21 protein-coding genes are annotated in these 23,307 nt (G+C 57.6%); 4 read left to right on the top strand and 17 right to left on the bottom strand.

The window, feature by feature from the left end:
• Positions 1-5: 5 nt before the first annotated feature.
• Genes AK59_RS0106390 through cmoB form a run of 3 tightly spaced genes read left to right on the top strand, consistent with a single transcriptional unit; the run spans position 6 to position 2,153 of the window.
• Entirely contained in the window at positions 6-401 is a 396-nt protein-coding gene (locus AK59_RS0106390) for an MAPEG family protein (RefSeq protein ID WP_013096077.1), read from the top strand.
• A gap of 40 nt (positions 402-441) precedes the next feature.
• Positions 442-1,185: a carboxy-S-adenosyl-L-methionine synthase CmoA gene (gene cmoA / locus AK59_RS0106395; RefSeq protein ID WP_013096076.1), complete on the top strand. Its 744-nt coding sequence runs from the start codon at positions 442-444 to the stop codon at positions 1,183-1,185.
• Positions 1,182-2,153: a tRNA 5-methoxyuridine(34)/uridine 5-oxyacetic acid(34) synthase CmoB gene (gene cmoB, locus AK59_RS0106400; RefSeq protein ID WP_029882315.1), complete on the top strand. Its 972-nt coding sequence runs from the start codon at positions 1,182-1,184 to the stop codon at positions 2,151-2,153. Before cmoA ends, cmoB begins: the two co-directional genes overlap by 4 nt.
• Before the next feature lie 262 nt (positions 2,154-2,415).
• Here the strand turns inward: cmoB and cutC are convergent, their stop codons facing one another.
• Positions 2,416-3,159 carry a copper homeostasis protein CutC gene (gene cutC / locus AK59_RS0106405; RefSeq protein ID WP_029882316.1) on the bottom strand — a complete coding sequence of 248 codons (744 nt, stop codon included), beginning with the start codon at positions 3,157-3,159 and terminating at the stop codon, positions 2,416-2,418.
• 78 nt (positions 3,160-3,237) lie between these two features.
• A complete protein-coding gene (locus AK59_RS0106410; protein WP_029882317.1) occupies positions 3,238-3,798 on the bottom strand; it encodes a VOC family protein in 561 nt (186 codons plus the stop codon).
• A 238-nt stretch (positions 3,799-4,036) separates the two neighbouring features.
• Between AK59_RS0106410 and argS the strand changes: the two genes are divergently transcribed.
• Positions 4,037-5,770, top strand: a complete 1,734-nt coding sequence (argS, locus tag AK59_RS0106415) for an arginine--tRNA ligase (RefSeq protein ID WP_029882318.1) — start codon at positions 4,037-4,039, stop codon at positions 5,768-5,770.
• 39 nt (positions 5,771-5,809) lie between these two features.
• On the opposite strand, the gene bglB is transcribed toward argS, so the two are convergent.
• The 15 genes from bglB to AK59_RS0106490 form a co-directional block, all read right to left on the bottom strand.
• Positions 5,810-6,949 (bottom strand): beta-galactosidase BglB, encoded by a 1,140-nt coding sequence (gene bglB / locus AK59_RS0106420; RefSeq protein WP_029882319.1) that lies wholly within the window; start codon positions 6,947-6,949, stop codon positions 5,810-5,812.
• A 4-nt stretch (positions 6,950-6,953) separates the two neighbouring features.
• Positions 6,954-8,537, bottom strand: coding sequence for an MFS transporter (locus AK59_RS0106425; protein ID WP_029882320.1), 1,584 nt, complete (start codon positions 8,535-8,537; stop codon positions 6,954-6,956).
• Between the two features lie 260 nt (positions 8,538-8,797).
• A complete protein-coding gene (gene flhE / locus AK59_RS0106430; protein ID WP_029882321.1) occupies positions 8,798-9,190 on the bottom strand; it encodes a flagellar protein FlhE in 393 nt (130 codons plus the stop codon).
• The gene (gene flhA / locus AK59_RS0106435; protein ID WP_020687642.1) at positions 9,190-11,268 is read right to left on the bottom strand and encodes a flagellar biosynthesis protein FlhA; all 2,079 of its coding nucleotides are present in this window, start codon (positions 11,266-11,268) and stop codon (positions 9,190-9,192) included. Before flhA ends, flhE begins: the two co-directional genes overlap by 1 nt.
• Positions 11,261-12,409 (bottom strand): flagellar biosynthesis protein FlhB, encoded by a 1,149-nt coding sequence (flhB, locus tag AK59_RS0106440; protein WP_013096066.1) that lies wholly within the window; start codon positions 12,407-12,409, stop codon positions 11,261-11,263. The genes flhA and flhB overlap by 8 nt, the downstream gene beginning before the upstream one ends.
• Positions 12,410-12,554: 145 nt before the next feature.
• Entirely contained in the window at positions 12,555-13,199 is a 645-nt protein-coding gene (gene cheZ, locus AK59_RS0106445) for a protein phosphatase CheZ (protein ID WP_013096065.1), read from the bottom strand.
• A 10-nt stretch (positions 13,200-13,209) separates the two neighbouring features.
• Positions 13,210-13,599 (bottom strand): chemotaxis response regulator CheY, encoded by a 390-nt coding sequence (gene cheY, locus AK59_RS0106450; protein WP_008500431.1) that lies wholly within the window; start codon positions 13,597-13,599, stop codon positions 13,210-13,212.
• A gap of 17 nt (positions 13,600-13,616) precedes the next feature.
• Complete coding sequence (locus AK59_RS0106455) at positions 13,617-14,666, bottom strand: protein-glutamate methylesterase/protein-glutamine glutaminase (protein WP_003859716.1); 1,050 nt, start codon at positions 14,664-14,666, stop codon at positions 13,617-13,619.
• Complete coding sequence (gene cheR, locus AK59_RS0106460) at positions 14,663-15,529, bottom strand: protein-glutamate O-methyltransferase CheR (RefSeq protein ID WP_008500429.1); 867 nt, start codon at positions 15,527-15,529, stop codon at positions 14,663-14,665. Before cheR ends, AK59_RS0106455 begins: the two co-directional genes overlap by 4 nt.
• 19 nt (positions 15,530-15,548) lie before the next feature.
• Positions 15,549-17,150 (bottom strand): methyl-accepting chemotaxis protein IV, encoded by a 1,602-nt coding sequence (tap, locus tag AK59_RS0106465; protein ID WP_029882322.1) that lies wholly within the window; start codon positions 17,148-17,150, stop codon positions 15,549-15,551.
• Between the two features lie 44 nt (positions 17,151-17,194).
• Positions 17,195-18,862 carry a methyl-accepting chemotaxis protein II gene (gene tar / locus AK59_RS0106470; protein ID WP_013096061.1) on the bottom strand — a complete coding sequence of 556 codons (1,668 nt, stop codon included), beginning with the start codon at positions 18,860-18,862 and terminating at the stop codon, positions 17,195-17,197.
• An 85-nt stretch (positions 18,863-18,947) separates the two neighbouring features.
• Positions 18,948-19,910: a Csu type fimbrial protein gene (locus tag AK59_RS0106475; RefSeq protein WP_029882323.1), complete on the bottom strand. Its 963-nt coding sequence runs from the start codon at positions 19,908-19,910 to the stop codon at positions 18,948-18,950.
• Positions 19,907-22,291 (bottom strand): fimbria/pilus outer membrane usher protein, encoded by a 2,385-nt coding sequence (locus AK59_RS0106480; RefSeq protein ID WP_029882324.1) that lies wholly within the window; start codon positions 22,289-22,291, stop codon positions 19,907-19,909. Before AK59_RS0106480 ends, AK59_RS0106475 begins: the two co-directional genes overlap by 4 nt.
• Entirely contained in the window at positions 22,267-23,028 is a 762-nt protein-coding gene (locus AK59_RS0106485) for a fimbrial biogenesis chaperone (RefSeq protein WP_029882325.1), read from the bottom strand. The genes AK59_RS0106480 and AK59_RS0106485 overlap by 25 nt, the downstream gene beginning before the upstream one ends.
• A gap of 16 nt (positions 23,029-23,044) precedes the next feature.
• On the bottom strand, positions 23,045-23,307 hold a 263-nt coding region (locus AK59_RS0106490; RefSeq protein ID WP_029882326.1), incomplete at its 5' end, for a spore coat protein U domain-containing protein.

Consider the following 23,307-nt stretch of genomic DNA (forward strand, 5'->3'; position numbering starts at 1 on the left):
TTTGTATGGTCAGCGCGTTGTATGCGGTGCTAGGTGCATTACTGCTGATTAAATTTTCATTTGATGTTGTGCGACTCAGAATGCAGTACCGCGTCTCATACGGCGACGGGGGGTTTTCCGAACTGCAAAGCGCTATCCGTATCCACGGCAACGCGGTTGAGTACATTCCGGTGGCACTCATTTTGCTGCTGTTTATGGAGATGAATGGCGCCGAAACCTGGATGGTACACATTTGTGGCCTGCTGCTGATTGCGGGTCGGTTAATGCATTATTACGGCTTTCACCACCGCTTATTCCGCTGGCGTCGTTCCGGCATGAGCGCGACATGGTGTTCGCTTTTGCTGATGGTGCTGGCTAACCTTTGGTATATGCCGTGGGAGTTGGTTTTCTCCTTCCGTTAGCGCACAATACGCCACTTTATTTTTCCCGGATTTTTACGTTATGTCAGATCGCGACACGCTTTTTTCCGCGCCTATCGCCAGCCTGGGCGACTGGACCTTCGATGAACGGGTAGCCGAAGTCTTCCCGGATATGATCCAGCGCTCTGTTCCCGGTTATTCCAATATTATCTCCATGATCGGCATGCTGGCTGAGCGCTTCGTTCAACCCGGCACGCAGGTGTATGACCTGGGCTGCTCGCTCGGCGCGGCAACGTTGTCGGTACGTCGTAACGTTCATCACGAAGGCTGTAAAATCATTGCCGTCGATAACTCCCCGGCGATGGTTGAACGCTGCCGTCGCCATATTGATGCCTGGAAAGCGGCAACTCCGGTCGAGGTCGTTGAAGGCGACATTCGTGACATCGAAATCCACAACGCCTCGATGGTCGTGCTGAATTTTACCCTGCAGTTCCTGGTGCCTGATGACCGCCAGCGGCTGCTGGACAAAATTTATCAGGGCCTTAACCCCGGTGGCGCGCTGGTGCTGTCTGAGAAATTCAGCTTTGAAGACGCGACCGTCGGCGAACTGCTGTTCAACATGCACCACGATTTCAAACGTGCAAACGGCTACAGCGAGCTGGAGATTAGCCAGAAACGCAGCATGCTGGAAAACGTGATGCTGACGGACTCTGTGGAAACCCATAAAGCGCGTCTGCGCCAGGCAGGCTTTGAGCACAGCGAACTGTGGTTCCAGTGCTTTAACTTTGGCTCCCTGGTGGCGCTGAAAGCTGAGGACGCGGCATGATTGAGTTCGGTAACTTCTATCAGCTGATTGCAAAAAACCATCTCTCCCACTGGCTGGAGACCCTGCCTGCGCAGATTGCCACCTGGCAGCGCGATCAGCAGCATGGGCTGTTGAAGCAGTGGTCAAATGCGGTGGAGTTTCTGCCGGAGCTAACGCCTCACCGTCTGGATCTGCTGCACAGCGTCACGGCAGAAAGCGCAGAGCCGCTGCCCGCCGGGCAGATTAATCGCATCGAAACGCTGATGCGTAACCTGATGCCATGGCGCAAGGGACCGTTTTCGCTCTACGGGGTGAATATTAATACTGAATGGCGCTCCGACTGGAAATGGGATCGCGTGCTGCCGCACCTCTCCGACCTGAGCGGGCGTACCATTCTGGACGTCGGCTGCGGTAGCGGTTACCACATGTGGCGCATGATTGGCGCGGGCGCGCATTTAGCCGTTGGCATCGACCCGATGCAGCTGTTCCTGTGCCAGTTCGAAGCCGTGCGTAAGCTGCTGGGTAACGACCAGCGCGCGCACCTGCTGCCGCTGGGCATTGAGCAACTGCCCGCGCTGAAAGCGTTTGATACCGTCTTCTCCATGGGCGTGCTTTACCACCGCCGTTCCCCGCTGGAGCATTTATGGCAGCTGAAAGATCAGCTGGTCAGCGGCGGCGAACTGGTGCTGGAAACGCTGGTGGTCGAAGGCGATGAAAATACCGTTCTGGTTCCCGGCGATCGTTACGCGCAAATGCGCAACGTCTACTTCATTCCTTCCGCGCTGGCGCTGAAAAACTGGCTGGAGAAGTGCGGGTTTGTGGATGTGCGCATCGCAGACGTCTGCGTGACCTCCATCGAGGAGCAACGCCGCACGGAGTGGATGGTGACCGAATCGCTGGAGCAGTTCCTTGACCCAACCGACCACAGCAAAACCGTTGAAGGCTATCCGGCGCCAATGCGTGCGGTGTTGATTGCCACGAAGCCGTAGCCTTTTAGCCGGGTAGCGGCTACGCCTTACCCGGCCTGGTCATCGCAGGTTTTCTCCAAAATATTTCAAGTTGCAGCAAGGCGGCAACGCAGCGAATCCCCAGGAGCTTACATCAGTAAGTGACTGGGGGGAGCGAGGCAGCCAACGCAGCTGCGGCTTGAAATATGAAGGAGAAAAAAAGGCCCCTGTGTAATTGGCAGGGGCCTGGTACAAGCAAGCATCATATTGGGCGACATGATGCGCGGTAAAAATCGGTACGTTGCTACACGTGATGACGTTCAATCAGCGATTTCATTTCCGCAACCGACTCTCCATCTACACCGTAGCGTGAGTACTCATCCGCTTCAGCATCCGTCGACATAGACAACCCTGTGTTGCGATAACGCATGGGCGACGGTATCCATTTCCCGGCAGAGCTGTGCAGCTCTTCCACCCCGGCGTTTAAAAACAGTTCCAGATTGCTGGCACGGACTCCCGCACCCGCCATTATTATTGGAACACCGGAATGTGCTTTTAGTTCCGTAATTAATTGCAGTCCTTTTTCAGCCGACGACTGCTGGCCCGATGTCAGCACACGCGCCACGCCAAGTTCCGCAAGGGTATCAAAGGCTTGCAATGGGTTTTTACACATATCGAACGCGCGATGAAATGTTACCGCCATGCCCTTCGCGGCCGCCATTACCTGGCGCATACGCGGTACATCGACGTTACCTTCTTCATTGAGCAGTCCCGTCACCAGCCCCGGAAAACCCAGATCGCGAACAAGGGCGATATCGTCAAGCATGGCATTGAACTCGCCTGCCGTGTAACAAAAATCACCGCCCCGAGGACGAATGATAGGGTGTACCGGAACGGTGACAGCCTGACGGGCAGACTTCAACACACCGTACGAGGGCGTTAACCCCCCTTCTTTCGGTGCCGCGCACAGTTCAATGCGGTCAGCCCCCCGCTGTTGCGCCGTCACGGCACACTCCACGCTGTAACAGCAAATCTCCAGCAGCGCCATCCACTCCTCCTTAAATTCCGCGCAATGCACCATCATGACACGCCACCCCCGGTCGGTCTTCGCGTGTCGTCACAACGCTTACTCTTCGCTGGCAACAATCTGTTCTATCGTCCAGGGATGGAACTTCACCGTCACCTGCCCGTCAGTCACGGCCAGCGTCGGGTTCGGTAAACGCTCGCGCTCGCCTTTTGGTGAACTCGTTTTCACAAAGATACCCGGCTTGCTCAACCCCTCATCAGACAGCAGCGCCAGCGCGCGCGCATTCAGCGTGTCGGGCTCGCCAGGCAGCACGATTTCGATGTGCTCCCAGCCTTCATGCGGGTAACGTTTTTCTCCCGGCCACGGGAGTTCAACAACGCTAAATTGCCAGTGCACTACGCAGACCGGCTCATACAGTTTAAACAGGCAGATAGGACGGCCGTTGATGATGTTCTCAGAGAGCAGTTCCCCGCACTGTTCAAACCCGCGACGCCAGCGCTCGGCGGTGGCGTTCTGATGACAGCGCAAGGAGATGTGATCGGCCTCAAGCGGCGCAATGTCCAGACCAAGACGGGTGGCAAGTTCTGTGAACGCCTGGGTGAAGCGCGGTAAATCTGCGGAAATATCATGCAGTTCGTCAATGGATTGCCAGTTCGCCATAAATCAGTCTCTTATCGTGTCGCAAAGCCGCTAATTTACTCTGTTGCCCCCTTTTGACCAACCGCGGAATGACGCTTTTTATCACTGCATGATTATGCATGCTTTCTTAGCCTGGATTCTGCGCAATCTTCGCCCCCCGCAGTGCTGACGCCAGAAGGCATTTGCAGTATACTCCCGCCCTCATTCTTTAACTGGCGCGGGTGGCAGTCAGCCCGCATCAAAAACGTAAGGTATCCAGGTGAATATTCAGGCTCTTCTCTCAGAAAAAGTCAGTCAGGCACTGATTGCCGCAGGTGCGCCTGCGGATTGCGAACCGCAGGTTCGTCAGTCAGCGAAAGTACAGTTTGGCGACTATCAGGCTAATGGCGTGATGGCAGTGGCTAAAAAACTGGGCATGCCGCCGCGACAACTGGCTGAGCAGGTGCTGACTCATCTGGATCTCACCGGCATTGCCAGCAAAACCGAAATTGCTGGCCCGGGCTTTATCAACATTTTCCTTGAGCCGGCCTTCCTGGCAAGCCACGTTGACGCAGCGCTGAAATCTGACCGTCTGGGCGTAACCCAGCCAGAGCCACAGACCGTGGTGATTGACTACTCCGCGCCAAACGTCGCGAAAGAGATGCACGTTGGCCACCTGCGCTCCACCATCATCGGTGACGCGGCAGTACGCACCCTTGAGTTCCTCGGTCACAAGGTGATCCGCGCGAACCACGTGGGCGACTGGGGTACCCAATTCGGTATGCTGATTGCTTACCTGGAAAAACAGCAGCAGGAAAACGCGGGTGAAATGGCGCTGGCGGACCTGGAAGGGTTCTACCGTGAAGCCAAAAAACACTACGACGAAGATGAAGCCTTCGCCGAGCGCGCGCGTAGCTATGTGGTGAAACTGCAGGGCGGCGACCCGTACTTCCTGGAGATGTGGCGCAAGCTGGTGGACATCACCATGTCCCAGAACCAGCTCACCTATAACCGTCTGAACGTCACCCTGACCCGCGACGACGTGATGGGTGAAAGCCTCTATAACCCAATGCTGCCGGGCATTGTGGCCGACCTGAAGGCCAAACATCTGGCGGTTGAGAGCGAAGGCGCAACGGTCGTATTCCTTGATGAGTACAAAAACAAGGAAGGCGAACCGATGGGCGTGATCATCCAGAAAAAGGATGGCGGCTACCTCTACACCACCACCGATATCGCCTGTGCGAAGTACCGTTACGAAACGCTGCATGCTGACCGCGTGCTGTACTACATCGACTCCCGTCAGCACCAGCACCTGATGCAGGCGTGGACTATCGTGCGTAAAGCCGGTTATGTTCCCGATTGCGTGCCGCTGGAACACCACATGTTCGGCATGATGCTGGGTAAAGACGGCAAGCCGTTCAAAACCCGTGCGGGCGGTACGGTGAAGCTGTCCGACCTGCTGGACGAAGCGCTGGAACGCGCCCGTCGCCTGGTGGCAGAGAAGAACCCGGATATGCCGGCCGAGGAGCTGGAAAAACTGGCGAACGCCGTGGGTATCGGTGCGGTGAAATACGCGGATCTCTCCAAGAACCGTACCACCGACTATATCTTCGACTGGGACAACATGCTGGCGTTTGAAGGTAACACCGCGCCGTACATGCAGTATGCCTACACCCGCGTGCTCTCGGTGTTCCGTAAAGCGAATATCGATGAAAGCGTGCTGGCGAATGCGACCGTCACCATTACCGAAGATCGCGAAGCCCAGCTGGCGGCCCGTCTGCTGCAGTTTGAAGAGACGCTGTCCGTGGTTGCGCGCGACGGTACGCCGCACGTGATGTGTGCTTACCTGTACGATCTGGCCGGTCTGTTCTCCGGCTTCTACGAGCACTGCCCTATTCTGTCTGCGGAAAATGAATCGGTCCGCAACAGCCGCCTGAAGCTGGCGCAGCTGACGGCGAAGACCCTGAAGCTGGGTCTGGATACCCTGGGTATCGAAACCGTAGAACGTATGTAATACAAAAAACCCGGCCATCATCGCCGGGTTTTTTTATGATCAGAAGTACTTCCGCAAATACTCCGTCAAACAGAGGATTGCCATTGCCTGACCGTACGGCATCGACGTCAGCGGGATCTGGCGGTAAAACTCCAGATCGCTCCCCATCCCGGTTCCGAACGACGTTTGCAGCAGTTCCCCTTCCGGCGAGATGTTTTTCACAATCCCTCTGATGGCTTTCTCCGCGACATCAGCGTATTCCGCCGCCACATAGCGTTTACGCACGGCCTTAAGAATACCGTAGGCAAAGCCTGCCGTGGCCGACGCCTCCAGGTATGAGTCTGGGTCGTCGAGCAGCGTATGCCACAGACCACTGTCGTCCTGACATGTCGCCAGCGCGGCAATCTGCGCATTGAGAACCTGCGTCAGATAACGGCGCACGGCGTTGTTTTCCGGCAGATCAACCAGTTCGAGAAAGTCCGGGATCACGATGGTGAGCCAGCTGTTGCCACGCGCCCAGCGGGCATGGGCAAAGTTATGGTTGCCGTCATAGTTCCAGCCGTGGAACCACAGCCCGGTCTCCCGGTCCATCAGGTTCTGCACGTGCAGCAGGAACTGGTACACCGCCTCCTCTACGTATTCCGGTTTGTTCAGCAGCTTGCCAATTTTGGCCAGCGGCAGGACCGTCATCATCAGCGTGTCATCCCACATCTGCTGCGCGTTCTCTTCCGCCAGGGTAATGTGCTGCATGCCGCCGTGTTCGGTACGCGGCATCTCATGCATCGCCCACTCCGCCCAGCTCTCCAGCCACGGCAGCCAGGCCGGATTTCGGGTCTCTTCATAGCGGTACGCCAGCGTCAGGAACGGCGACATGGTATTCACGTTTTTGGTGGTTGCCCCTTCCGCAAAACGGTCCGCAAACCAGCTGTCGATAATGTCGCGCATTACGTCGTCACCGGTCTGGCAGTAGTACTGCCAGATACCGTACAACCCGACGCCGTGCGTCCACTCCCACCCTGCCCAGCCTTTGGTATCTATGACGCGCCCGTCGTCCAGCCGCAGCAAAAATTCACCCGTTTTGTCGTGGATATTGACCAGGTTATGCGTCACCTTCTGAATCAGCGATTTCAGCTCGTCCCTGGCGATAAAACGCTCTGGCTGACGCAGCAAGGGGCTATGTTTGACAGGCCAAACTTTCATCATCTTAACCTCTGTTGTATGTCGAATTCAGTACCGCACGTCCCTTCAGCGAAGGAGCTGCTGGTTTATTGCGATTGAGATAACCAATGTTGTTATTCCCCCACAAGGATTCGAACGGCATACCGGCCAGCATTTCTACGGTGGCGCGGGCATGCGGGCTGGCCGCTTCAGGCATGGCGCGGCCCGATTCGCGCATTTTCGCGGTCTCTTCGCGCAGCGTGCTGTGGGTTTGTAGATTGAGCCTGAAGCGCAGGGAAACCAGGAAACCGCAGAACAGCACCAGGAGGGTTCCCACGCTCAAAATCAGCAGAATGGTGTGGCTGACTTCAGCAGGCTGGGTTTTCTGACCGCTGACAAAGCCGGACATCTGCATCACGATGCCCACCAGCATTACCGCACCGGCCTGAGACGCTTTTCGGGTCAGTGTCATGATGCCAGCGAAGATGCCCTCACGACGCTGGCCGGTGATCACTTCGTCCACGTCAGCAATGTAGGTATAGGTGTTCCACGGCACATAGTTGATACCGCCGCGACCAAGACCGGCAACCGCGGAGATAAGCAGCAGCAAAGCGTAAACGTCGCTCAGCCCGGCGTAATACAGCACGGCGTAAGAGAGAGAGGCCAGGCCAAACAGCACCACCACCATGCGGTAAGACGGCGCAGGCCCAAAGCGAATGCACAGCGGGATCATCCCAATCACGGCAAGAAACTGGAAAATGGCCATCGTGCCCAGCAGGTTCGACGCCATAGACGCCTCCTGCATCAGCACAAACACCACGTAATAGGTAAAGACGGCGTTGAAGACGTCCTGCGCAATGTAGCCGCCAAGGTACATGCCCAGGTGCTGACGGAAAATCTTGATGCGCAGCGTCGAGCTTAACTCCACAAACAGGCGATTCAGGCTCTGGCCCAGGGTCAGTTTTTTCTTCTCTTCTTCCGCGCGCAGGGCCGCTTCGGACCACTCCTCGCGCGGGCGCTCCCAGGTGAAGAACCAGACAAAGGTCAGCATCAGCGCGCACAGCACGGAGAAGACCAGGCTTGCGTAGAAGAATGAAATCGCGTTGTCTTTACCAAAGTGGGTCAGCAGGATCCCCGGCAGGAACGAAGCCAGGATAGCGGACATCTGCGCCATCGAAATACGCGCACCGGAGAATTTCGTTTTCTGTTTAAAGTCATCGGTCATCTCCGGGACCAGCGTTTCATACGGCACCAGAATCATGGTGTAGACGATATCGAAGACCAGATAGGTCAGCAGGTAGTACCAGAAATTCATCTCCCCAACCCACATCAGGGAGTAGCTGAAGACGCAGGGAATGCCGAGCAGAATAAAGAATTTGCGACGGCCAAAGCGTTTGCCCAGCCAGGTGGTGCCAAAGTTATCGGTTAAAAAGCCCATCAGCGGGCTGACCACCGCGTCCAGCACCCTTGCAGCAGCAAAAATAAAGGTCGCTTCAATCGGTGTGAGTCCACAGAAGGTCGTATAAAAATACAAAAGCCAGGCCGCCGTCAGCGCGGTCGTTCCCGCGCCGAGGAAATCCCCTGCCCCGTATGCAAGATAGTTTGCGAGTCCAATTTTTCGTGTTTTCATTGCCGTCAACCCTAATCAGTTTTAGGAGACCCCCTGTAAGCAAACCTCGTCCGGGAGTTTTTACACGGCTACAGTAGAATTAACGCACTGTAGAAACCTTTCTGTTTCTGCCATCACACCGCAAAGGCTGGCAAAAATGCAAAGAGTGTCATTACGTGCATCACTGATTTATAAAACAGCGTTTCTATTACTTCAAAAGGTGAGGTCATTTTTGCGAGCCCGCTATCATAAACGTTGATAACGGGCGTTGAGGCAGGCAACTAGCGGTAGTTAACGATAACGGAATTACTCTGCACCTTGAGCGCCGGGATCAACCGCCCGCCGCCCGGCACTTCCCAGATAAAGCGTAAAGGTTCTACCGCAGGTACGCCGTTAAACGCCTGGGTAGTGCCGCTCTCTCCGTCGATTTCCGTGCAACGGCTCTGGGAGCACAGACGCACCTGCAGCCCGGCAGGCGTCGGGCCAATCAGCGAATAGTTCCACACCACCAGGCTCATCTGACCGGACACCGGTTCAGAAGGCGCCAGCGGGCGCGACGACATCGCCACGCCACGGTTGCTGAGGGTCACGCCGATGCTGCTGGCCTGCCAGCTCCCTTCGCCCGCGGCCTGCGCCACCAGCGGGAAGAGTAATAGCCCTAACCACTTACGCATTATTTACCTCCAATCGTCGCCGTCATACGAATATGGCGATTATCAGACAGCTCCAGATTCGACAGCACCACCAGCTGGTTCAGGCTACGGCGCAGGAAGCGTGACAGCAGCGGACGCAGCGCATGGTTTACCAGTAGCACCGGCGGTGCCCCCAGCATCTCCTGACGCGCCAGCGCCTCCTGTGTTTGCGCCAGCAGACGGTCAGCCAGACCCGGCTCCAGCCCGCCACCGCCCTGCAGGGCCTGCAGCAGCAGACGTTCCAGCGGCGTATCCAGGCCAATCACCTGCACTTCGCCGGTGCCCGGGAACCACTGCTGGGTGATCGCGCGGCCCAGCGCCACGCGCACCACCGCCGTCAGCTCATGCGGATCGCTTTGCAGCGGTGCATGCTCGGCGAGGGTTTCCAGAATGGTGCGCATATCGCGGATCGGCACTTTTTCATCAAGCAGGTTTTGCAGCACCTTATGCAGCGTGGTCAACGTCAGCACACCCGGCACCAGATCCTCCGTCAGCTTCGGCATCTCCTGGCTCACACGGTCGAGTAACTGCTGTGCTTCCTGACGGCCAAACAGCTCTGCTGAGAACTGTCCAATCAGGTGGTTAAGATGGGTCGCCACCACGGTACTGGCCTCCACCACGGTATACCCCTGAATTTGTGCCTGCTCTTTGAGCGCGCTTTCAATCCAGATAGCGGCCAGACCAAACGCGGGATCGATGGTCTGTTCACCCGGCAGCGTACCGGCGGCTGTGCCCGGGTTAATCGCCAGCCAGCGGCCTGGATACGCATCACCGCTGCCAATCTCAACCCCTTTCATCAGAATACGGTAGCGGGCAGGCGGAAGATCCATGTTGTCGCGGATGTGCACAACCGGCGGCAGGAAGCCCATATCCTGGGCGAATTTTTTCCGGATACTGCGGATGCGGCCAAGCAGTTCGCCATCCTGCTGGAAATCGACCATCGGGATCAGACGGTAACCCACTTCCATCCCCAGCGAATCTTCCAGCTGAACGTCGTTCCAGGTGGCTTCCACGGCCTGCGTGTTCTCCGGCATTTTTACCGGTACAGGTTCTGCCGCGGGTTTCATTTCACGGCCACGCATCCACCAGGCAAGACCCAGCAGTGCTGCCGTGAACAGCAGGAAAACCAGGTTCGGCATGCCCGGCACCAGGCCGAGCAGACCCAGCACCGCCGCCGCCAGCAGCATGACGCGCGGGTTGCTGAACAGCTGGCCAACCATCTGCTCGCCAACGTCCTGATCGGTACTGACGCGGGTAACAATAACGCCCGCGGCGGTAGAAATGACCAGCGCCGGGATCTGGGCAACCAGACCGTCACCAATGGTCAGCAGCGTATAGCTTTCAGCCGCCTGGCCCATGCCCATGCCATGCTGCAGCACCCCAACAAGCAGGCCGCCCACCACGTTAATCACCATGATGAGAATGCCCGCGATGGCGTCACCGCGCACAAACTTACTCGCACCGTCCATTGAGCCGTAGAAGTCCGCTTCCTGGGTCACTTCCGCACGGCGTTTTTTCGCTTCATCTTCCGCGATAAGCCCGGCGTTAAGGTCGGCGTCGATCGCCATCTGCTTACCCGGCATCCCGTCCAGCACAAAGCGCGCACCCACTTCCGCAATACGCCCTGCACCTTTGGTGATAACCATAAAGTTGATAATAACGAGAATGACAAACACCACGATGCCGATGGCAAAGTTACCGCCCACGAGGAAGTGGCCAAAGGCCTCAACCACTTTACCCGCGGCTGCCGCGCCGGTGTGGCCTTCCATCAGGATGATACGCGTGGACGCCACGTTCAGCGCCAGTCGTAACAGGGTGGTAAACAGCAGGATGGTCGGGAACGCCGCAAACTCAAGGGTACGCTGGGTGAACATCGCCACCAGCAGCACCATGATGGACAACGCAATGTTGAAAGTGAAAAGCAGGTCGAGGATGAATGCCGGCAGCGGCAAAACCATCATCGACAGGATTAGCAGGATGAGGATCGGCCCGGCAAGGATCTGCCATTGGGTCGATTTCAGGTTGCCGGGCAGGCGCAACATTGCCACCAGATTAGCCATCAGTGTCCTTCTCGTTCATAAAATCCAGCGCAGCAGGCACCGGAAGGTTCTCAGGTTTGACAGGTCGTTGACCGCCAGCCAGACGCCAGCGTTTCAACTGCCATACCCAGGCCAGCACTTCCGCCACGGCGGCGTAGAGTTGTCCTGGGATCTGTTGTCCAATTTCCGCGTGGCGGTACAACGCACGCGCCAGCGGCGGCGCTTCCAGTATTGGCACCCGGTTTTCCGTGCCAATCTCGCGGATGCGCAGGGCGATTAAGCCCGCCCCCTTCGCCACCACTTTCGGCGCGCTCATTTTGTTTTCGTCGTACTGCAGCGCAACGGAATAGTGGGTCGGGTTGGTGACAATAACGTCGGCTTTCGGTACATCTTCCATCATCCGTCGACGGGCGGCGGCGCGCTGCATCTGGCGGATACGCCCTTTCACGTGCGGGTCACCTTCCATCTGCTTATATTCATCACGGATATCCTGACGGGACATGCGCAGTTTTTTGAAGTGGCTGTACAGCTGGAAGATGACGTCGAACCCCACCATCGGAATAATGCTAAGGACCACCAGCAGCGCGCAGAGTCCGACCAGATTCAGCGCATTGCTCATCGCGGTCAGAGGCGACTCGCTGATAAGCCGCATCATTTCCGGCCAGTTGTGCCACAGGTAAAACCCCGCGGCACTGCCCATCAGCGCCGCTTTGAGGATGGCTTTAAGCAGTTCTGCCCCGGTCTGTGCGGAGAACATTTTCGCGATGCCGGACAGCGGGTTCAGTTTGGAAAATTTTGGTTGCAGCGATTTGGTGCTAAAGACCAGACCACCAAGCATCACCGGCGAGATCAGCGCGACCAGCACCACCCCGGTAATCAGGGGCAGCAGTGCGACCATGGCCCCTTTAATAAGCTGAATAATCTGGCTGAGGATAAGGTTTGGGTCGTTGACCATACTGTGGTCGAAACGTAATCCGGCAGAAAGCATCCCCGCCAGTTTTCGGGCGAGCGACTCCCCACCCCACCAGATGATGCACACACCCACAATAAGGATCAGCAGGGATGTCAGCTCTCGGGATCGGGGGATCTGCCCTTCCTCACGCGCTTTTTCAAGTCGGTGGGGTGTGGGGGCTTCTGTTTTGTCGTCGTTCTCTTCTGCCACAGTGCATGCTCAGCCCATTACGTCACGGGTATCATGCCAGCGCAGAGGAAATCCAATGGCGGGAAAAGCCCGTTTATTCGGGCTCTTTTCGGTGATTCTGCGTTAACCGCCTCAGGCGCATGCACACCTGAGGCGGAAAGGCGTATCAGAAACCGAGGCTGTCCAGCAGGTCGTCTACCTGATCCTGGCTTGCCACAACGCCCGCTTTGGTGGCGTCGAGCTGTGGGCCATTGAGCAGGCTTTCGTTCTCGCGTTTCGGACGTGCAGCCGGTTCCGGGATGTTCTCCAGCAGCACCATCAGCAGCTGACGTTCAATCTCCTGAATCACATCCATCATGCGCTTGATCACCTGACCGGTCAGGTCCTGGAAATCCTGCGCCATCATGATGTCCAGCAACTGAGCGTTGGTGAAGCTGGTGTGGCCCGGTACATCGCCCAGGAACTGACGGGTATCCGTCACCAGCTCGCGGGCATCCGCCAGCTCGATAGGATTCTCAAACCACTCATCCCAGCGTTTGGTCAGCGCTTTTGCGCCCTTTTCCATCGCATCCTGGTGCGGTTGTGACGCTTCAACGCTGTTCAGCGCACGTTCAGCCGCTTGCGCGGTCATCTGCACAACGTAGTCCAGACGGTCACGCGCGTCAGGAATCGCTTCCGCCGCTTCTGCGATTGCCTGGTCCAGCCCCAGTTCACGCAGGCTGTCACGCAGCATGCGTGTCAGGCTGCCGATGCGGGCAATGATATCGCTGGGCGAATGTTCTTCAACGGGTTTCATAGCAGGTTGCATCATAACCAACACCTCACATGCCGAGTTTCTCGAAGATCTTACCGAGCTTCTCTTCCAGGGTCGCCGCGGTGAATGGCTTCACCACATAGCCGCTTGCGCCAGCCTGTGCAGCGGCAATGATGTTCTCTTTTTTCGCTTCTGCGGTCACCATCAGCACTGGCATAGAGGCCATGCCTGCATCCGCGCGGATGGTTTTCAGCAGTTCCAGACCATCCATGTTCGGCATGTTCCAGTCAGAGATAACAAAACCAAACCCGCCCGCCTGCAGTTTGTTCAGCGCATCCACGCCGTCTTCTGCTTCTTCAACGTTGTTGAAGCCCAGCTCTTTCAGCAGGTTACGCACAATGCGACGCATGGTGGAAAAGTCATCCACAACCAAAAACTTAAGCTCTTTATCCGCCATAAAATAATACTCCTGAGTCAAATACGTATTGCCTGTCCGGCACTGATTTTCGCCAGCATCTGCTGGCTTACCTGGCTAAGATCGACCACTTCGCTCACGCCACCCATATTGATGGCCTCGCGCGGCATGCCGAACACCACACAACTTGCTTCATTCTGCGCAATCGTCCAGGCGCCAGCCTGGTGCATTGCAAGCATTCCGGCGGCACCATCGTTGCCCATCCCCGTCAGGATCACCCCAACGGCGTTGCGCCCCGCATGTTTCGCCACCGAATGAAACAGCACATCCACCGACGGACGGTGCCGGTTTACCGGCGGCCCGTCATGAATTTTGATTTGATAGTTAGCGCCGCTGCGCGCCAGCTCCATATGCTTATCGCCCGGCGCGATGTAAGCATGACCCGGGAGCACACGTTCGCCATCTTCCGCCTCTTTCACGCTGATCTGGCACAGCTTGTTCAGACGCTCCGCGAACGAGCGGGTAAAGCCTGGCGGCATATGTTGAGTAATCAGAATACCCGGACTGGAAAGCGGCAATGGCTGGAGTACATGGCGAATTGCCTCTGTTCCTCCGGTTGATGCGCCAATCACCAGCAGTTTTTCCGAGCTGAGTAACGGACCCGCCTTCAGGGTTGCCGGGGCAGCCGTTGGCTTATGGGCCGCGAGCTTCGCGCGCGAGGCGGTGCGGATCTTCTCAGCGATCATTTCGCTGTAGGCCAGCATGCCTTCACGAATGCCAAGCTGGGGTTTGGTGACGAAATCCACCGCCCCCAGCTCCAGCGCGCGCAGCGTAATTTCCGAGCCTTTGCCAGTCAGCGATGAGACCATCACCACCGGCATTGGACGCAGACGCATCAACTTTTCCAGAAAATCAATGCCATCCATGCGCGGCATCTCGACATCCAGCGTCAGCACGTCGGGGTTATATTTTTTAATTAAATCCCGCGCTACCAGCGGATCCGGCGCGGTAGCGACCATCTCCATGTCGCTGTGGCTATTGATAATTTCAGTCATGATCTGGCGCATCAGCGCCGAATCATCGACAGACAATACCCTGATTTTACTCATGCTTTTTCCTTACTCAGCGCATATACCGTTTGCCCACGCAGGCTAAACTCACGCACGAGGTTGCTGAAGTTTTCCGAGTGCCCGGCAAACAGTAAACCGTCAGGCTTGAGCAACGGAACAAACCGACGCAGAATGTCCTGTTGCGTCGTTTTATCAAAATAGATCATGACGTTACGGCAAAAAATGGCGTCGAAAGGCCCCGGCACGTTGTACTGCTTATCCAGCAGGTTAACCGGTGCAAACTCCACGCAGTTCGCCAGCTCCTGGCGCACGCGCACCAGCCCTTCATGCGGGCCGGTACCGCGCATGAAGTAACGCTGAAGCTGCTGAGGCGACAACGTCTTCAGCTCATCCTGGCGATAGACGCCGTTACGCGCCTTCTCCAGCACTTCGGTGTCGATATCGCTGGCGTACACTTTCCAGCGACCCGGCGCCATTCCCAGGGTATCGGCAAGGGTGATCGCCAGCGAGTAAGGCTCTTCCCCGGTCGAGGCCGCCGCACTCCAGACGCGATACTCCCCGGTGCGACGGCGGGCGTGCTCTGCCAGTACCGGGAAGTGATGAGCTTCGCGGAAAAAGGCCGTCAGGTTAGTGGTTAAAGAGTTAATAAAAGCCTGCCACTCGGCGCTGTTCTGGTTCGCTTCGAGCATGCTCAGGTAGCGACCAAAATCATCCAGCCCCAGCGTACGCAGGCGCCGCACCAGACGGTTGTAGACCATGTCTCGCTTATGGTCAGCAAGCACGATCCCCGCACGCTGGTAAATTAACTGACATATCCGACGAAAATGCGCGTCGGACAGCGCGAGGCGCTGTGTCATCTGCAACAATAATGACGTTTGCCCTGGAGGCATTGGTGATGTCATAGCGCCTTCTTAATTACATTCAGGATACAACTGGCACGGCCTGCGACCGCCCGACTTCTGTTACTGCTTCAACGTGCTCTTTGACATTAAATACCGCGACCAGCCCGGTCAGATGATCCGCCTGACTGGCCAGCTGATCGGTTGCCGCTGCCGCTTCCTCCACTAACGAGGCATTCTGCTGCGTGACCTGATCCATCTGGCTTACCGCCTGGGCCACCTGCTCAATCCCGCGACGCTGCTCATCAGACGCCGAGGCAATTTCGCCCATGATGTCGTTCACCCGCGTAACGGAGGTGACAATCTCGTGCATGGTTTTCGCCGCCGTATCCACCAGCGCGGAGCCTTGCTGGACGCGGGAGACAGACTCTTCAATCAGCCCTTTGATCTCTTTCGCCGCGTTGGCGCTGCGGCTCGCCAGGTTACGGACTTCACCCGCCACCACCGCAAACCCGCGCCCCTGCTCACCCGCACGCGCCGCTTCCACAGCCGCGTTCAGCGCCAGAATGTTGGTCTGGAACGCAATGCCATCAATCACGCTGATGATGTCGCCAATTTTCTGCGAACTGGCAGCAATATCCTGCATGGTGCTGGCCACATGAGACGCCTGGTCGCCCCCCTTCTTCGCCGTCATCGCCGCCTGTTTTGACAGGTCTGACGCCTGGCGCGCGTTGTCGGCGTTCTGGCTTACCGTCGCAGTCAGCTGTTCCATGCTGGCCGCCGTTTGCGCCAGCGAGGCCGCCTGTTGCTCGGTGCGGGAAGAGAGATCGTTATTGCCTGCCGCAATCTCTGAGATCCCGGTGTGCATGGCATAGCTGCCCTGGCGCACATCGGAGACCGTTTCCCGTAGCGATCCTTGCATCGCCTTCAGGCTGGCAAAGATCGCCGAAATTTCGTTTTTGCCATACACCGCCACCGGACGCGCCAGATCCCCCTTCGCAATGCTGTCGAAGTGGCTGCTGATAATCGCCAGCGGCTGAACAATCATCTTGCGCGACCAGAGCAGCGCGGCACCGGTCAGCAGTGCCGCCAGAATCACCACCACGGTAAAAATCACGCCGGACATGTGGTAGCTCATGCGGCTGCTTTCCCCTGCGCGCTGCACAAACTGGTTAATGTCCTGCTGCCAGGCGTTAAAGCTGTCATCAAACGCCGCCTGTGAGGCCTGCACCGGCGCGCTCATAAAGTCCGAGAGCTGGTTGTTCTCAAGCCAGGTCGCCTGGTGATCCAGATCGCTGTGCCACTGCTCAAAGTTCTTCTTCATGGCAGCTTTCAGCGCTTTCCCTTTTTCGCTGACGTCCTCCTGCGCGGTGAACGTTTTGAACTGCGCGTCGGCCTGCTTAAGGCTGTTGCGCGCCGTCGCCATCAGCGCCTTGATATCATCTGGCGGATAACTCAGCGCGGTTAAGGTTCCCGCCTTGTTCAGCGCAGTGCTTGCCTGCAACAGCACGGCACGCGTTTGTGCCAGTGCGGAGCGCTGCTGATTACTCGCCTCAACTTCCTGCAAATTCTGATAGCCATCGCGAAACGCCCAAAAAGACAACCCGTTACTGCCAACCTGCAACACACCGCAAAGGATCAGAATCAAAAACAGTGTGGTCGAGATACGAATACGATTTAACATCCACGCTCCCATCAAGCGGCAAGCAGCCGCGGTTTAAATGTCAGTCAAAATGTTTCCCAGTTTTCATCATGTCCGGTCGTCGCGGCGCGGGTACGCGTGGCCGCCGGCTCAGCGGCTGGCGCACGATACGTGGCTTGCGGGGTGACCGTATTTCCAGCGAGTGAAGCGAGACGAAACGCCGAGACGGCCATCTTCAGACGGCTCGCCTGGTCTTCCAGCGCAGCGGCCGCCGCGGCGGACTCCTGCACCAGAGCGGCGTTTTGCTGTGTCACGCGATCCATTTCCGATACCGCCAGGGCAACCTGGTCGATACCACGACTCTGCTCATCAGAGGCAGAGGCGATTTCACCCATGATGTCCGTTACGCGGGTAACGGCATTCACGATGTCATTCATGGTCTCCCCTGCGCTTTCCACCAGCACGGAGCCGGTATCGACGCGGGAAACCGAGTCTTCAATCAGGGCTTTAATCTCTTTCGCCGCGTTAGCGCTGCGGCTGGCGAGATTACGCACTTCACCGGCCACCACCGCAAACCCGCGCCCCTGTTCACCCGCACGCGCGGCCTCAACGGCGGCGTTCAGCGCCAGGATATTGGTCTGGAAGGCAATGCCGTCGATCACGCTGATGATGTCAGCGATTTTCTTCGAACTGTCGGCAATTTCATGCATGGTTTTCACCACACCATCCACCACCCGACCGCCACGCTGCGCCGTTTCAGACGCGCTTTCTGCCAGCTGAGAAGCCTGACGCGCGTTATCCGCGTTCTGCTTCACGGTGGCGGTGAGCTGTTCCATGCTGGCCGCGGTCTCTTCCAGCGCGGAGGCCTGTTGTTCGGTACGGGAAGAGAGATCGTTATTGCCCATCGCAATTTCGCTGGTGCCGGTATAGATGGCATCCGTGCCGCTACGCACGTTGGCAACGGTATCGATAAGCGAACGCTGCATATGGTCTACGCTGTTAGCCAGTTCGGTGATTTCATTCCGCCCGGAGACGGTCAGCGTTTTGGTCAAATCGCCGCTCGCAATCTCGCGGATATGGGCAATGACGCGACCCAGTGGGTTCAGCAGGCTATGGCGAATGCCGTACCATACCGCGATCAGCACAATGGCCAGCGCCAGCGCCATCACCGCCATCTGCCATTTGGCAAAGCGGTAATCATTCTGGCTTTCCGTAAAGGCCGAGTGGTAGAGATCTGCGCTGGCTTTGGCGTATTCACTCAGCGCCGCGCCGAGCGCGTTTTGCATTCCTTGTGTCGGCTGGGCGAAATAGGCGTCCATGTTGCCGCTCTCCAGGAACTGGATAAGCTCCGTCAGACCGGCATAGTAGGCGTTATATTTTTCGTCGATATTCTGGCTCACCTGCTCCATGGCAGGCTGCGGGGCGATCTTCTTAAAGGCGTCGTAATGCTTTGCGGCATCCGCAAGGGTTGCGCGGGCATTTTTCAGCAGATCGGTTTTTGCGCTGCTCTGCTGGTTATTGGGATCCATCATCATGCGGGCGGAGGAGCGGCTCAGGTTGATACGCGTTTGCAGCATCAAATCCCACGTTGACGTGAGTTCACTCTGCTGCAGGCGCAGATCGTTTGAGGCGGCGAAACTGTCCTGATTCTGTTTTAACGACGAGAAAAAAAGCCCACCGGAGATAAGCTGAAGTAGTGCGAAAATGACCAGCACCATCATGAGCATTGTGACAACACGGATACGGTTCAACATACAACACCTTCTCATAGATTTATTAACGGTGTTATCGGCACAGGCCACAGGAACTTTACATTTGCGAAAGGGAAAAGCGCGGGGGTTAGAACGCCACGTCAACAATCAGCGTATCGGTATAGGTTCCGGCGGGGAGTGTGACCTGCCCGGTCAGGACTTTGGCGGTGTAATTGTAGGTACGCAGTAATCCGTCGGTACTGACCTGGGACGACGTCGCACTGGTCCAGCGTTCGGTGCCGCTGCTGCCCCAGCGGTTGGTGGTGGCTTCTTTATAGATGTCGTAACTCATGTAGTTACTGCCGCTCACCATGCGACGAACGTTGTTCAGCGCATTGGCACCATTGTTAATCCCTATGGTATAGGTACTGCCTTTGGTGCAGGTGACGGCGATGGCCTGCGAGACGGTGGGAAAACTTTGTACCAGCGGCGCGCTGTTGAAATTCACGTCCGGCGTGGTCATGGTGCTGCAATCGTTAGTGACGGTCATGTTGAGAAGGATCGTGGTGGTGGCCGTGCCGGTTTGCGGCGTCAGGCAAAGTCCGGCAGCGCCAACGGCACAGACGTTGTAATTGATGCTGAATGTCAGCAGCACCTGATACGGCCCGGCCGAGACGTTCTGCCCCGGCACCGTACGGAAATAGAGCGGAATGTTGTAGCGCTTCGACCCCAGCAGCCCGAGCAGCGTGTTCCCGCTCCAGGTATAGGCATTACCGATCTGCACTTCGCTGCTACCGCCACAGCCGGAGGCAGCGCACAGGCGCGTGGGTATGACATCGGTAATAGCCGCATTGTCCGTGCGCTTCAGGGTGGCGCGACTGTTGGCGAATATCGATGCCGAGGTGTAAGTCAGCGCCACCGAGTCGTTGGTAAGCAGGTTGAGGACCGTATCGCAGGCCACCACCAGCGTACCGGTGGTTTCCACTTCCCCGGTTCCGCTCAGCGCGAACGAGGTCACGCTGCCAAACGACGCATTCACCGTACTGACGGTGCAGGCCGCGCCGCTGGCACCGGAGAAGAGCAGCAAAATCACCAGCAGATAACGCGTCACCGTGCCTCCCGACATACCAGCGGCCCGTAGGTTTGCAGCCTGTGTTCCGGGTTCGCGCCAACGGTCAGCGTCGCCTGGCACCGTTTGCCCGTCGGGGTGATCACCTCCAGCGAATTGACGTCGCTAAGATTTTCCAGCCAGGCGATCCCGTCATAACCCACCACCGCGTTGCTGCGTGAGGCACGTCTGACCTGGCTGCCCACCGGAATGGCCTGTCCCTCGGCATCATGCAGAATGACGCTTGCCACCCGCTCCTGCTCCATCGGGAAGTCCACCAGATAACCGCTGTGGCGGCGGATCGCAATCCGGCGTTCGGTCTCTTTCAGACGCGTATCGGCAGGCAGATTGAGGGTGTCAATGCGGTAACTGGCCGGGTAATAGGCCGACACGCCGCTCACCAGCAGATAGCCGTTGCGATTCGTTTTGCCGACCGGCTGATTCTCGTAGCTGACGGGTACATCCGGTTGACCATCGGTGCTGATCACCACAAAGGCGTCGTTGATTTTATTCGCCGCAAACAGCTCGCCGTCCATCAGCACAATGGAGCCCAGCGCCTCGCTCCACCAGGTCATCATGTCCTTTTCACCGTAGGCCCCGCCCTGCACTTCGATATTATTGTTACGCCAGCCCAAGGTTCCCTGCTGATAATTGTTCGCCCGCGACTGATGCGCCCATGCCATGTTCCAGCTTAACCCGCCATCGGAAGGCATGGAGTGGTTGTAGTTGATGCGCTGCGTGCTGCCTGCCTCCGGCGTGTTTTCGAAGGTGACTGCGGCGCTGTCCCGTTCCCCAAGCGGGACCTGTAACGAGAGTGCAACCGTCCAGTCCCCCCGCTGCTGGTCACGGCTTGCGGCGAGGTAAAGACTGCTCGCGCCCCACAGGTTGCGGCTCCATGAGAGGTTAAGCAGTTCTGTTTTCTGGCTGTCAAAACTCTCCACACCGATCCAGGCGGCCCCGATATTGCCGTACTGCCCAAGATTAAAAGTCAGGGAATATTGATCGGTATTGCGGCTGAAGCTGGCGACAGGCCGGTCGTTTTCGTCATAGATCGTCGGCTGGTCATAGAGGGCCAGGTTGCCAAAGCCGCGATCGCGTCGCGTATGTTGAGTGGCAAGGCTAAAATCGCTGGTGCTGTACTGATAGCCCCAGGCGATCTGCCCGCCCTCATCGCCGCGCATCCGGCTTTGGGTATACGCGGTATTCACAACGCCAAAGTGCCCGAGCTTCACCACCGTCCCGGCCCCGCCCAGCGCCAGCGACTCCGCCCCTTCCGCGTGAGCTTCAAGGGTCAGCCAGTCCGTTACCCCGTAGCGATACGAACCGCTGCCCGCCGCCGGACCATAGTCAAAATTGTCGATCCCGTAGTTGCGCCGCAGGCTTCCCAGCGTCACCGCCCCATCGCTCAAGCCGCGTTTAAGCAGTTCGCTGGTGACATAGAACGGCAGCGTAGTGCTCACCTGCCGTCCCAGCGCATCGGTGGTGATCAGCACCGCGTCCCCGGCCCCGTTAATATAGGGCAGATTCGTCAGGGTAAAGGGGCCCGGCTGAAGCTGCGTAGAGCCAGACCGATAGCCATTAATAAAAAGATCGACCGAGGTGGGAACCGCTGCTTCCCCGGAGAATTCCGGCAGCGGCCAGGTCACCAGATCCGGGCGCAGGGAGAAGTCACGCCCGTAGCTTATCCCGCCCATACGCACGCTGGAGCTCCAGCTCAGGGCATCGCTGATCACATCCCCGGCCGTCCAGGTGGTGGCGTCCTCTTCGTTGGTGACCAGCAGGGTGGTGTCATAGCGCACATATCCGGCCTGCTGGCCGTCATCGCCAGCGAAATTTTTCCGCACATAACCGGTAGAAGAGAGCGAACCGCGTTCATTGAAGTAGCGGAACTCATGCCACAGAGAAGCCTGGCCGCCCACGTGTTCCGTGTGGTTAGTATAAAGATCGTAATTCAGCAGCGCCCCGCGCCCAAAGTGAGGTTTGCTTTGCGCGGTTTGCCCGCCAAAGGAGGTCACCCGGGAGGCCACCCATTCGCGGGGCACGCTGAGCAGCAGACGCTGTCCGGCGCTGTCGTACTCCACGCGAACCTGAGCAAGCGATGAGAGATCCACCTCGCCGGTCGGCACATGCTCCGGCGGCAGCCCGGCACGCAGCAAATCGGCGCTCGAGACAAAGTAAGCGCCTTTACGCTGCGTCACGGGCACCACCAGACCGGTATCGTAGTGGTTCACTATGAGGCCAAGCTGAAAAACCGCCTCATCGTTCACCGCCCGGGCCTCGGGAGGCGGCGGTAAACTGTCATCGCCGGGTTCTGCCCAGGCGCTGGTCGTGACGCAAAGCAGGATCATCATCGCCGGTTTCAGTTGACGGGCGTCGACTGCCATTGTTCATCCCTGGCGTTAATCTGCGCGCGCATCTGGTCTGGCTGCCGAATTCCGGCCGGGATGGCCCAGCTGCGGGTACTGCCCGCCAGCACGTAGCCCAGCAATCCCTCAGCAACAGGACGTTTCTGCCCGCCCTGCACCAGCGAAACCTGACTGAGCCTGACGTGTACATCGCCCCGGTTGTTAACCTCCAGGTGAGGCTGTCCGCCCTCATTTTTTACCCGCCAGCTGAGGTTGTGCGTATCCACAAACGCATGGTGCGCCCCCTCTTTGCTTGTCGGGATCCCCTGCCCATAGACAAAAAGGGGAATGGAATAACGCATCTGCAGTTTGAGACCAATAGCCGGTTCGGCTTTGTTGTCCGGCTGAGGAATTTCATCGACAATAATGCGGTAGGCCTGCTCGACCCCCACCGGAACCGTCCCCTGTTTGATAAGACGAATAAGCTGCTTGCTGCCCGCTGCGATGGTGACAATTGGCGGGCTGGCCACCACATCCTGCTGGGCACTGTAACGTTCGAACCCGCCCTCCTGCTTCCAGCGCACAATGCGTACCTGCATGGTGGTTGGGCTGTTTCCTTGATTCTGGATCCACAGCTCCGTGGCTTTGGCATCAGCCGCCAGCCACGGATCGATAGGCCATAACAGAATGGTCGCGGCGGCCTGCACCTGGCCTGCCGCCAGAGCCATCACCCCCAGCAAACTTCCCAGACATATGCGCCTGAAATATGCCGTCATCGACTCTCTCCCTTTATCACCATGACAAGGTCACGGTAAGTTGATCAGAATAGGTTCCTGCCGGGCTGAACCCGGTCAATAGCGCCACGCCAAACAGCGGCAGCGCGATGTTATTGCTGTTGGTATAGGTCACCGGAATCGCCTGGTTGACCCCTATTTCGCTGTTCGCCGCAAGTGAACTGCTGCTGTAAAGCCGGTATCCCACCACGTCGTTCCCGCCGTTGCGCGTCATTCGCCGCACGGAGGCGTAATTCTGCCCGCCGTTAATGCTCATACTCA

It is taken from the genome of Enterobacter sp. T1-1 (assembly GCF_000710795.1).
Lineage (GTDB): Bacteria > Pseudomonadota > Gammaproteobacteria > Enterobacterales > Enterobacteriaceae > Enterobacter > Enterobacter cloacae.